Origin of the sequence: Arcanobacterium hippocoleae, from assembly GCF_031456295.1 — a bacterium.
In the GTDB taxonomy this organism is placed as follows: domain Bacteria; phylum Actinomycetota; class Actinomycetes; order Actinomycetales; family Actinomycetaceae; genus Arcanobacterium_A; species Arcanobacterium_A hippocoleae.
Map to the genome: position 1 here is coordinate 1,624,528 of NZ_JAVDUJ010000001.1, position 11,835 is coordinate 1,636,362.

Below are 11,835 nucleotides of genomic sequence, written 5' to 3' on the forward strand. Positions count from 1 at the left end.
CGCCGGCAGTAAAGAGTCAGAAGGAAATAATGCATACTTTAAGCAAACTAATTTGTGATGTGGCATTGGCTGAAACAGCTAATTTTAGTGGGGTGCGGGATATCGCCATTTTTCTTGATCCACACGGAGAACTGACGGAATTTGCAGTGCAGCATTTACGCAAAAATCCTGCTTCCCGATTGTTTATTGGCTCGCGCGATGTATTACAAACATTCGCTGCACTCGATATCGCAGATGCAGCCGGCGTGGAAGACCGCGTATTTGCTGCCGGGTATGAAACCGAAATCCAGCTCGATATTTTCTTTGCCGATGCGCGTGCAGGTTTTAATGGTCGAATTATGCCAGCAGAGATTGATGTCGTGCTTAGTGAATTACCGAAATCGCTTGCAGAACTGAGGTATTTTGTGCGTTCGCTACGTGAGGTGGCGCTTTGGGAAAATACTGCCGGAGAAGAGCTGGGGAGCGTTGCTGCAGCAAATTTTGCGACAAAGAATTTACAGCCGGAAAATGATCCGAAACAGCGCGGGATAGTTTTTATTGCTGGAGGTAATAATAAGCATATGACACCGCAGCAAAATGGAGTATTAGGTGAGGTTTTCGCAGATGTACATGCTTCGCGCGGGAAAGGGAAATTCCGTTGCCTTATCGGGCGTGAAATTTTAGCGGATGCGCCAGCTTATCAGCCGCTAAAAGGCGAATTTACACTCCCTGGTTTCACGCAAAATGCTGTTCTTTTCGGAGTTGGCGGAGTTTTTTCAGGTGCGAAGGCTGATCGCGGCGGCGAGTTTCTTGCGACTCACGCGATCTCAGATTTACTCGCGCTTTTTGGAAAAGCTAGCTCCGTCAAAGCAAATAAACGCGAGCAGCAGGCACGGCAGCATGAATTTACGATGCTTGATTTCGGCTGTGGAAATGGTCTGATTTCACGTGCTTTCGCTGACGTATTTTCACGGGTAAAAATTTACGATACAGATATTTCTGCTGATGCGATCACTGCTACGCATCTGACAATGTTGAGTGAGATCCTTGATCGCCGTGCATTTATTTCCTGGGATGATGCAGCACATTCGATTACAGACGATTCGATCGACGTGGTACTTCTCAATCCGCCTTTCCATCAGGGCACTGAAATAGATCCCACCCTGGTGCAACATTTACTTGATGCTGCGCAAGCAAAGTTACACCAGGGTGGAATAATCTATTTCGTGCACAATTCACATTTGCGTTATCGGCCAGAGCTGGAAAAGCGATTTGTGAATGTGGTCGAGTTAGCGCGGAACTCGAAATTCACAGTCTTACGCGCGGCGAAATAAGGTCTTCCAGCTCGCCGCAGATACGCGCACTGAACTTAGCGTTTCCAGTAGAGCCCTTTCTTGGAACGCTTCGGCTCGGAAGTGACTAAACAGCCAAGATTGCGGAAAATATCTTCATCTACACTGCCAAGCACAGTGGTGGTATGTACATCGCAGCCGCGCAGCTCAGCGAGCTTGCTGAGAGCTGCGCGTGCATCCTGTGAATTTTCTGCTGATACAGAGAGTGCAATGAGCACTTCGTCAGTGTGCAATCGTGGATTTTGTGAGCCGAGATGCTTTGTTTTCAAAGTCTGAATTGGCGCAATCGCATCAGGTGAAAGCAGTTTTGCCGCATCATCGATACCTGCCAGATGCTTCAGTGCATTGAGGAGCATCGCTGCTGAGCAGCCGAGCAGCGCGGAGGTTTTCCCAGTAATGATCGTGCCGTCAGCGAGTTCGATCGCGGAAGCTGGCGCATCCGTCGCTTGTGCTATTTGCAATGCTGGTTCTACCACGTGGCGATATTCCGGTTCAAGACCAAGTTTGCTCATAATCACGGCAATCCGGGTGGACTGCAGGGGAGCTGTATCATTGATTTTTTCTTCTACGAGCGCCTTGTAATAACGACGAATAATTTCCTGTTTCGATGCTTCACGGCATACTTCATCATCCGAAATACACATGCCAGCCATATTCACACCCATATCTGTTGGGCTTTGATACGGTGAAGATCCGGTGAGTTTCGTCAGCAGTTTGGCGAGCAATGGGAATGCTTCGACGTCGCGGTTATAATTCACGCATTTCTTGCCGTACGCTTCAAGATGGAATGGGTCAATAAGATTTACATCATCCAAATCTGCGGTGGCTGCCTCATATGCAATATTGACGGGATGGTCGAGCGGCAGATTCCAAATTGGGAATGTTTCAAATTTTGCATACCCTGCATTTACGCCACGCTGATGTTCGTGATAAACCTGTGAGAGCGCAGTTGCAAGTTTGCCTGAGCCAGGGCCTGGCGCGGTGACGATCACCAGATCACGCGAAGTGTGTGCGTATTCGTTTTTCCCAAACCCTTCATCAGAGACGATTTTCTTTGAGTCGGTAGGATATCCCGCAATCGTGTAGTGGAAAGTGACTTTTAAGCCCAGTTTAGTTAAGCGCTCGCGGAATTCGCGTGCAATTCGCGGATCCGTATCTGCACGTGTCAAGACCACATTTTCTACGAGGAAACCGCGCTCGCGGAATACATCTACCAGGCGAAGTACGTCGTCTTCATAGGAAATGCCAAGATCAGCGCGAATTTTTTGCCGCTCAAGATCCATTGTATTGACGGCAATAAGAATTTCGATTTCATCTTTCAGCTGCTCCAGCATCGCAATTTTATTGTCTGGGGTGAATCCTGGCAATACACGCGATGCATGCATATCGTCGAAAAGCTTTCCACCCATTTCAAGATAGAGCTTTCCGCCGATTTCATCTCTCCGTGCTTTGATGTGCTGAGATTGCATGGCGATATATTTTTCCCGATCGAAACCGATTTGATGCACTGATTACTCCCAATTCTGAGCTAGTAGTTGATGGCTCACACTAAGAGAGGCGAGCCCTGTTGGGAAGCCGGGCCTGCCTTGCGCATCGTGTATTTGATGCTGATTTTCTGCTGCATCAAATACACGATTCAGCGCATTCCCGCGCTTCATTCCATAAAGTATGCCGGAAGTATTTGCGATTACGAAAGGCGTGGCGCGGAGAGGATAATCACCGGATTTCAGTGTACGAAGTAGTGAAAAAATGAACTAGAATTTTGCACGTGTCACCCCTTGTTGCTGAGGTGAGCTGATAAAGTATCAGAAATGCGCGAAAAATCCGGGAAAGTTAGCTCGGTTTTAGTAGTGTGTGACTACCACTGTGCCGATAGGTGCCCAGTTAAAGAGCCATTTCGCATCAGGTACGGGAGTATTCACACAACCGTTTGATCCTTGGAAACCCCACTCGTTTGGCCCCCACCAAGGAGCGCCGTGGATTGCGTAATCGCCGTGGAAAAACATATTTGCCGGAACGTTTTTGATGTCGTATTTTGATCCGTCTTGATGGGTTCCACGCATCGACTGTGTTTTGGTTTTGTGCCAAATCTTGAATTTGCCGGTGATGGTTTCGGCACCCTTTTCGCCTGTTACTACTGTGATTGGTCCACGCACACGGGTAGCGCCTTCATAAGCTGTCATTTTGAAAGTAGAAAGATTTACATCGATCCACTTTTCCCCTTCAGTAGCCTTATAGGGGAGGTGTTCTGCGCCCCGTGCAATAATGCGATCTGTCCAGGTTTCTTCGCTGATATGCACATCAAGTGTGGTTTTCGCCGGCTGCTTTGCGCTAAAGGCTGCTTGCAAAGTTTTGAGCGCTGCATCGAAATTGGTTACATTCTTTTCAGCATGTGCTGCAGTTACTACTTCGAGTACTTGCCCAGCCGCGTTTACATTTCGGGTACCAGTAATTTTTTCCTGGTTGTGTGGCGCAGCTACCTGGGTGAGCCATTCTTTCATTGCGGCTTCGTTTACTTCGGCTTTATTCTCGTTGAATGTAATAAAGCCGATTTTAGTTTTGGTATCAGCACTGACGGTTTTACCTTCTGCAGTTACGCTCACTTCGGTGGCGAGCAGCTTTTCAGCTTCTGCCTTAGTGCGTTCAAGATCAGCAACGGTGTATTTTGGTTTGATCTCGGAGAGTTTTACTTTTGCAGCTACAGATTTTTGAGTTTCGACAAGTTCTTGGGCGGCTGTATGGAAAATCTGCGGATCGATCCCAGCACCAGACTCTCCGGCTTGAATTTTGAATCCCTCGCCTGCAACTAAAATTTTTGGTTCTACGACGGTTTTTGCGCCTGTGGATTTTGCGGCGAGTGCTACAGCGGATGCATTAAGTTTTTCTTTGTCGATTTCAAGCTTTGGCTCAATCGTTTTTCCAGTAAACGGGATCGTGAAGTAAGAGCTGAAAGAACTATTTGGGGCGAGAGCTGCAGCTGCTACCTCGGATGCTTGGAGAGTGATCCCAATTTCGTTTAACTTAGCTGAATTGCCATCTAAATTCGCGCCTGTGAAATTGATTTTTTCAGTTGCAGCAGCCGTATTGAGATCGGCGGAAATCTCCGATGCAGTTTTTCCTGAGACATCTACTTTGCCAACCTTCATTCCTGGAAGAGCGCGCCCGCCAAGCCAAAAATAAAGCAGATAACCTGCAAGGAGGAAAATCAATATTGCGAATCCCGAAATTGTGGAAATAACTGCAATCTTTCGCCGCGACATACTGCTCCAAATAATCTGCGTGTGTTGTGTAGTGTTAATTTTCCCTTATTTTGCAGTTTATTTCAGCTCGCTGAGTGTGGTATTCGCCAATTCGTTAAATATTGCAGTATTTTCGCTGTGCGCTTTGTTTCGGAAAACAGAGGATCAAGAAATATGTGCTTAAGCTTTCACATATCCATAGCCACTTTGCTGGAGTTTTGCAATTTCCACAATTCCTGCAGGGACCGTTTCCACGTAATCTGGGATCAGTTCGCGCTTAATTTGCCGCTCATTCAAAGCCACCTCGCAGAGTGCAAAACGCACGCCTGCTGCTGCAAGTGCGGCAATTTTTGCAAATAGTTTTGGTTCAAGTTCAAGTTGTGAAAATGAACGTACCGCGCTTCCATTTACTACTACGACGGCTTTCCCAGATGCGGCAGAATGGATCAAATTTCCCACGGAACGCAGTGTGAATGGCCAGCGGTCGTTTTCATTCACGTGAAAAACCAGTTTTAACTCAGACATCATCGGCTCCTTTGCTGCTTGATGATTCGATAACGCCCATCATAACACGTTTAGGACCAAAGCCTTGAGTTGATATTGATTGCTGCAAAAGATTTTACACACGCTGTAACTAGTTCCCTTTTTCGCGCATTATCGCGGATCCGTCTTGCCAGGAAATACTTCCTGCTTTACGTAATAGTTACGGTTTGGGCGGAAAATCTGGGTGATGTTGCAAAATTATGAGACGATAAATTCATGATCATTCTTGCCGGTACACCACTTGGAAATGATGCCGATGCCTCACCGCGATTGAAGCAGGCGCTTGCGGCGGCGGATCTTATTGCTGCCGAAGATACACGCAGGCTGCTAAATCTGGTAAGACGGCTGGAAGTAGAAATCCATGCGCCTGTGATTGCTTATCATGATCACATTGAAGCGGTGAAAGCTCCGGAGTTGATCTCCGCTGCGGAAGCTGGAAAAAATGTAGTGATGGTAAGCGATGCGGGAATGCCTGCAATTTCTGACCCGGGATTTCGTCTGGCTGCACTTGCCGCGGAAGCTGGAATAGAATTTACTGTGATCCCCGGTCCGTCTGCGCCAGTTACTGCTTTAGCGATCTCGGGAATTGCATCAGATCGATTTACTTTTGAAGGATTTTTGCCTCGGAAAGACGGCGAGCGCAAACAAGCTTTGGAATCGCTGGTAGATGAGCAGCGCACAATGATTTTCTTTGAATCTCCACGCCGACTGGAAGCAACGCTCCTGGCGATGGCAAATATTTTTGGTACCTCCCGCCACGGTGCAGTTTGCCGTGAATTAACTAAAGTACATGAAGAAGTAATTCGTGGCGATCTTTCAAAACTACTAAAATGGGCGCAAAGTAAAGAAGTGCTCGGCGAAATCGTCCTCGTGATTGCAGGTGCGCCAGCGGAGGCAAATGCAGCTGCAGATTTTTCGGCTTTGGTGCCGCAGGTGCATGAGCTGGCTGCGCTTGGGCTGCGATTAAAAGATGCTGCAGCATACATTGCACAGAAAAATGGTGTGCGGAAAAATGCACTTTTCAAAGCAGCGTTGGCGCAAGAATAGTGCAGCATGAGATTTTTTCATGCTGCACTATAGCCTTCTTAAATCAGTTTATGAGCTGATGCGGATATTTTCAGGTGTGTTAAATTTACTGCCCTGGGCGAAAGTCAATATTTGAAAAATCAAAATCGTCATCTGAAACTTCAGCAGAAAAATCGATCTGCTGATCAAAATCAAGATCAAAATCGGTCAAATCAAAATCTGCATCGGCGAAATCGTCGAGTGCGGAAAGATCTTCTGCAGGCATCCCGGGCCAGCTCACTGCCGCAGATTCCGTAAGCTGCGGCTCCTTTTGCAAGGAGGTAGATTGCATTGGCTGCCGGCCTACAGCTGCCGCTATTTCTGCTGCGACAGAAGCAACTGACGGATCAGCTTCAGCTTCCGCAAAATTTTCCCTATCGGGGTCATACAGCGGATCTTGCTCCCAATCTGTGTCTAGATCATCCCAGACGGCATCGTCCGCATTCCACGTATCTGCATCGTTCCAGCGGTGATCGGGATCATTGGAAAAATCTTCGGAATCATCATTGGAGAAATCATCCCAGGAATCATCGGTGTCATCGCTCCAGGAATCAACGCTCCCAAAAGTAAAACCGGCAGAGCTTCCTGCAATATCGTCACCCGGTATTGGAGTATCTTCTCCTTCCTCGTAAAAACCAAATGCATCCGCGGTGGAAAGCTGTTCAATTCCAGCTTCATCCATCTCTGCACGCGCAGCAACCCCAAGTTCGGCAGATACAGGTGCCGTCAGATCCGAAAATACCCGCACCGGCCAACCGAGCCGCAGCGCGTCCAGTGCAGTATCTTTTACACAATGCGATTCTGCCAGCCCGGCAATATCAATTGCCTGAATCTCGTGCGTGCGCAGAATTTCCTCAAGTGTGTCTCCACTCTCATTCTTTCCTTCAAAGCCGGAATAAGCGGCAGTGTACTCGCCTTTTTTCACTGCGTCATCGAAAGCCAGCGCGGCGATTTCCTCATGCAAATCTGCCTCTGGAGTGCCTGCAACCCCATGCGGCGGCCAAGTATCAATAAAATCTGGGTTCTCGGAAAAATGTGTACCGGGATCGATATGCCAGTCTTGTGTGGTGACAATCAGTTCGTACTCACTGGCATTTTCCGTCACAAAATCAGCAATTTTACGTGCTACATCATTTCCGCCGATGATGGGAAGCGCACCGCCTTCGCAGAAAGTTGGCTGCACATCCACGATCAGTAATGCGCGTTTCTCTTGATTCATCGGGGGATCCTTTCTGGTTCTTGCCGCTTCTGCAGCTTGTAAAATGTGCTAGTCACTATTGTAACGATTGTGCTCTTGTGTGCTATTTTTCTGGAAAAATTCGCCTCATCGAAAGTTACGCCGTACTCTAGAAGTATGTCTAAAATTCTTTCTGCAGTAGCTTGGCCGTATGCGAACGGCCCGCGTCATATTGGTCATGTGGCAGGTTTCGGCGTGCCATCTGATGTGTTTTCCCGGTATATGCGAATGGCTGGGCACGATGTGTTGATGGTATCGGGTACAGACGAGCACGGCACGCCGATTATGGTAGCTGCAGATAAAGCTGGGATCAGTCCGCAAGAATTAGCTGATCAAAATAATCGGATCATCGTTGAAGATTTGGTGAATCTCGGGCTTTCGTATGATTTATTCACTCGTACCACTACGGTGAACCACGAGCGTGTAGTCCAGCAACTCTTCGTTGGCTGCCGTGATAACGGTTATATGGTGGTGCAGGAAACTCCTGTCGCAATTGATCCGAAGACGGGAAATACATTGCCTGATCGCTATATCGAAGGCACTTGCCCGCTTTGTAAAGCTGATGGTGCCCGAGGGGATCAGTGTGATAACTGTGGGAATCAGCTTGATCCACAAGATTTGCTGAATCCGCTCTCGAAGGTTTCCGGTTTGCCGCCTGAATTTAAGACCACAGCGCATTATTTCCTTGATTTGCCTGCGCTTGCTGATGCTTTGCGCGATTGGCTGGATCAGGTAGAAGAAGATGGAAAATGGCGTCCGAATGTAATTTCTTTCTCAAAGCATTTGTTGGAGGACGTCCGTCCGCGGGCGATGAGCCGTGATATTAGCTGGGGGATTCCGGTGCCAGGTTGGGAAGACCAACCCAATAAGCGGCTTTACGTTTGGTTTGATGCCGTGATCGGCTACCTTTCAGCTTCGATCGAATGGGCGCGGCGGCGTGAGCTTGCAGGTGCTGGATCTGCTGCAGACTGGAAGCAATGGTGGCAAAATCCAGAAGCCCTAACGTACTATTTCATGGGCAAAGATAATATCGTCTTCCATTCTCAGATTTGGCCGGCAGAGTTGCTTGCATATAACGGAAAAGGAAATCAAGGTGGAAAGACGGGCGAATTTGGTGCGCTGAATTTGCCGACGCAAGTAGTGGCTTCTGAATTTCTGACGATGGAAGGGAAGAAATTTTCCTCTTCAAAGTCTGTGGTGATTTATGTACGTGATGTGCTTTCGCGTTATCAGCCAGACGCGTTGCGTTATTTTATTTCCATTGCTGGTCCAGAAACTTCCGATGCTGATTTCACCTGGGAAGAGTTTGTGCGCCGTAATAATTCTGAGCTGGTTGCTGGCTGGGGCAATCTTGTAAATCGTGCTGCGGCAATGATCGCAAAGAATTTTGGGGAAATTCCACCTGCTGCGCAACTTGAAAAGATTGATCAGGATCTTCTCGATGCGGTCAATGCTGGCTTTGTAACCGTCGGGAATTATATTGCGAATCATCAGCAGCGTGCCGCACTCACTGAAATCATGCGTTTAGTGGGTGAAGCAAATGGTTACGTATCAAAGACGGAGCCGTTTAAGATGAAGGACGAGGCGCTGCGTGCACGGCTTGGCACCGTGTTAAATACACTGATTCAGGCAGTCTCGGATTTGAATACGATGATGTGCGTATTCTTACCGCACTCTGCAAATGCGATCGATTTGATTCTTGGGGGAGACGGCACGATTGCGCCGATGCCGCAACTGGTAGAGACTGAAGATCTCGATTCGGGCCATAAATTCCCAATTATTACTGGTGATTACGCACATGTACGAAAATGGGAGCGGCGCATCGTGCAGCCGGGTACGCCAATTACGAAGCCAAAGCCGGCATTCCAGAAGCTTGATGATTCGGTGATTGCCGAAGAGCTTGCCCGCTTGGGATTGTAAATTCTGTTCACGATTCTCGTACCGACTTGCGCAGATCCTGCTTGCGGGCGGTATCTGCGCAGATAGTGCGAAATGAGGGCGGCGAAGCGAGAGCCAGTGCTGGAATGCGTTGGCAGTTTGGGGTGAAAGGAGAAATACAGTGGGGAAGAATAAGAAACGATATTTGCCGCTGCTCCCTGAGCGTCCGTTATCCGTCCCGATCATTGATAACCATACGCATATCGGCGCTGATCCTGCGCCTGCTTCTGGCGGTGAATTACAGCAGCGCTATGATCCCGAAGGCCGAATTCTGATGCCGGTACTTGAGCGGACACTGCTTGCCAGGATGGCTGATGCCGGGGTGCGTGGCGCGATCACGTCAGGCTGCGAAATTCCTGAGTTCGCGCATACTTTAGAACTGGCAAAACGTGTGCCCAATATTTGGGCGGCAATTGCGATCCATCCGAATGAAGCTGCGATGCATGCTGGGATTTCGGCTGCATCACCTGACGGATTGACGCACGAGTTTGCAGTGCATCATCGCGAGTTTTCGCTGGATGATGCGATTGCGCAAGTGGCACAGATCGCGCAGGAGCCGGAAGTAGTTGCGGTTGGAGAAACTGGTCTTGATTATTTTCGCACGGGAGAAGCCGGAAAAGCGGCGCAAAAAGAATCATTCCGGGCGCACCTGCAGCTTGCGAAAGAGCTTGGTAAACCAATGCAGATCCACGATCGTGATGCGCACGCTGATGTTGTGGAAATTTTGCAACGTGATGGAGCGCCGGAGAAAACCGTCTTCCATTGTTTTTCAGGTGATGTAAAGCTTGCCGAAATCTGTGCTGAAAATGGCTGGTATGCATCCTTCGCCGGGCCAATCACATACCCGGTAAATACGCAGTTGCAACACGCTTTCGATTCCCTACCCGATGAGTTAATCCTGATCGAAACAGATGCTCCGTATCTTACCCCCGTACCGTATCGGGGGCATCCAAATGCTGTCTGGGGGTGTGTTTATACTGCCGGATTTATGGCGCAACAGCGCGGGTATCCGCTGGAAAAATGGTGTGAGATCTTAAATCGAAATACTTTTGCAGTATATGGAATTTAAGCTGTTTCCAGGTGTATGCGGGAGCGGGAATCAGCGTAATTCGCGCGGCTGCCAATCACGTTGCGGATCGCCAATATAAATTTGCCGGGGGCGGTAAATCCGTTGGTTTGGCTGATCTGCTACTTCTTTCCAGTTTGCAATCCAGCCAGGTGTGCGCCCGATTGCAAACATCACTGTGTACATATCGCGTGGAATCCCGAGTGCGCGCAAAATGATCCCCGAGTAGAAATCTACATTGGGATAGAGTTTTCGCTCTGCAAAGTAGTCGTCGGCGAGTGCTGCGGTTTCAACTTCGCGTGCGATGTCTAAGAGCGGATCAGTGATCTGCATTTTTTCGAGCAGCTCATCTGCAGCTTGCTTGAGAATTTTTGCGCGCGGATCGAAATTTCGATAAACCCGATGCCCGAATCCCATCAAGCGCACCGTAGAATTTTTCGCTTTCGCCATTTCTACGTATTTTGCTGGCGTGAATTCACCGTCATGAATTTGTTGCAGCATATCAATGACAGCCATATTTGCTCCGCCATGCTTCTGCCCCCAAAGTGCTGCCACACCAGCAGAGAGTGAGGTGTAGAGATTCGCCCCTCCAGAAGCAACCATGCGCACTGTTGAGGTAGAGCAGTTTTGCTCGTGGTCTGCATGCAAAATCAGGAACATATTTAATGCGTGGGCTGCTTCGGCAGATGGCTCATATTCGCGATACGGTTGGGTGAACATCATGTGCAGGAAGTTTTCTGCATATGCTAAATCGTAACGTGGATATACGAGCGGTTCGCCGAGGTGTGCTTTATAAGCTGCTGCTGCGATTGTGCGCACCTTTGAGATTAGGAGTGCAGCAGCGCGGCGGAAGGCGGCATCGTCAGCAATTCCAATTTCAGGCAAATCGTATGCCTGCAGGCCGTTGATGACGGCAGAAAGGATCGCCATCGGATGCGCATCTGCTGGAAATCCGTCAAAAAGTTTCCGCATATCACGATGCAATGAGGAATTTTCGGTGAGGAGTTCGCGAAATTGTGCCCGGTCTGCCGGATCTGGGAGTTCGCCAAAAATCAGTAGCTCTGCTACTTCGATGAAAGAGGAATGCGCAGCAAGCTGCTCGATGGGGATCCCGCGATAGCGCAGGATCCCATTTTCACCGTCGATATAGGTGATTTTTGATTGGCATGAGCCAGTATTTCCGTAACCGTCATCAAATGTGATCAGCCCGGTTTTTTGGCGTAATGCAGAAATATCGATTGCGCGTTCACCTTCGGTGCCAGTGATTATTGGCAGCGTGTGGGTGTTGCCGGCATAGCTGAAAGTAACGGTTTCGGTAGCGTGTAGATTTGCTGGTGGGAGATTTGACGTTTCTGCGAGAAAATCTTTTGGATGCATATTGCTCATGATTCCAGTCTAAATCTTGCGGTGTGGTAA

At 48.7% G+C, this 11,835-nt stretch carries 10 protein-coding genes; 4 read left to right on the forward strand and 6 right to left on the reverse strand.

Annotated features, from left to right (window positions below; all coding sequences use genetic code 11):
• Window positions 1-29: 29 nt before the first annotated feature.
• Window positions 30-1,313 carry a class I SAM-dependent methyltransferase gene (locus J2S36_RS06855; protein WP_309956828.1) on the forward strand — a complete coding sequence of 428 codons (1,284 nt, stop codon included), beginning with the start codon at window positions 30-32 and terminating at the stop codon, window positions 1,311-1,313.
• Between the two features lie 35 nt (window positions 1,314-1,348).
• On the opposite strand, the gene J2S36_RS06860 is transcribed toward J2S36_RS06855, so the two are convergent.
• The 4 genes from J2S36_RS06860 to J2S36_RS06875 all read right to left on the reverse strand — a co-directional run bounded on the left by J2S36_RS06860 (window position 1,349) and on the right by J2S36_RS06875 (window position 5,095).
• A complete protein-coding gene (locus J2S36_RS06860) occupies window positions 1,349-2,839 on the reverse strand; it encodes a DUF1846 domain-containing protein (RefSeq protein ID WP_309956830.1) in 1,491 nt (496 codons plus the stop codon).
• A 3-nt stretch (window positions 2,840-2,842) separates the two neighbouring features.
• Window positions 2,843-2,989 carry a hypothetical protein gene (locus tag J2S36_RS06865; protein ID WP_309956832.1) on the reverse strand — a complete coding sequence of 49 codons (147 nt, stop codon included), beginning with the start codon at window positions 2,987-2,989 and terminating at the stop codon, window positions 2,843-2,845.
• 186 nt (window positions 2,990-3,175) lie between these two features.
• Window positions 3,176-4,591, reverse strand: coding sequence for a L,D-transpeptidase (locus J2S36_RS06870; RefSeq protein ID WP_309956834.1), 1,416 nt, complete (start codon window positions 4,589-4,591; stop codon window positions 3,176-3,178).
• Window positions 4,592-4,750: 159 nt separating this feature from the next.
• Window positions 4,751-5,095 (reverse strand): DsrE family protein, encoded by a 345-nt coding sequence (locus J2S36_RS06875; RefSeq protein ID WP_309956836.1) that lies wholly within the window; start codon window positions 5,093-5,095, stop codon window positions 4,751-4,753.
• A 234-nt stretch (window positions 5,096-5,329) separates the two neighbouring features.
• On the opposite strand from J2S36_RS06875, the gene rsmI reads away from it, so the two are divergent.
• The gene (gene rsmI, locus J2S36_RS06880) at window positions 5,330-6,160 is read left to right on the forward strand and encodes a 16S rRNA (cytidine(1402)-2'-O)-methyltransferase (protein ID WP_309956837.1); all 831 of its coding nucleotides are present in this window, start codon (window positions 5,330-5,332) and stop codon (window positions 6,158-6,160) included.
• Between the two features lie 85 nt (window positions 6,161-6,245).
• On the opposite strand, the gene J2S36_RS06885 is transcribed toward rsmI, so the two are convergent.
• Complete coding sequence (locus tag J2S36_RS06885) at window positions 6,246-7,397, reverse strand: isochorismatase family protein (protein ID WP_309956838.1); 1,152 nt, start codon at window positions 7,395-7,397, stop codon at window positions 6,246-6,248.
• 135 nt (window positions 7,398-7,532) lie between these two features.
• Here J2S36_RS06885 and metG point away from each other — a divergent pair, with 135 nt between their 5' ends.
• Window positions 7,533-9,335 carry a methionine--tRNA ligase gene (metG, locus tag J2S36_RS06890; RefSeq protein ID WP_309956840.1) on the forward strand — a complete coding sequence of 601 codons (1,803 nt, stop codon included), beginning with the start codon at window positions 7,533-7,535 and terminating at the stop codon, window positions 9,333-9,335.
• A 139-nt stretch (window positions 9,336-9,474) separates the two neighbouring features.
• Complete coding sequence (locus tag J2S36_RS06895) at window positions 9,475-10,422, forward strand: TatD family hydrolase (RefSeq protein ID WP_309956842.1); 948 nt, start codon at window positions 9,475-9,477, stop codon at window positions 10,420-10,422.
• Between the two features lie 30 nt (window positions 10,423-10,452).
• Here the strand turns inward: J2S36_RS06895 and J2S36_RS06900 are convergent, their stop codons facing one another.
• Window positions 10,453-11,805 (reverse strand): citrate synthase, encoded by a 1,353-nt coding sequence (locus J2S36_RS06900; protein ID WP_309956844.1) that lies wholly within the window; start codon window positions 11,803-11,805, stop codon window positions 10,453-10,455.
• Window positions 11,806-11,835: the final 30 nt, after the last annotated feature.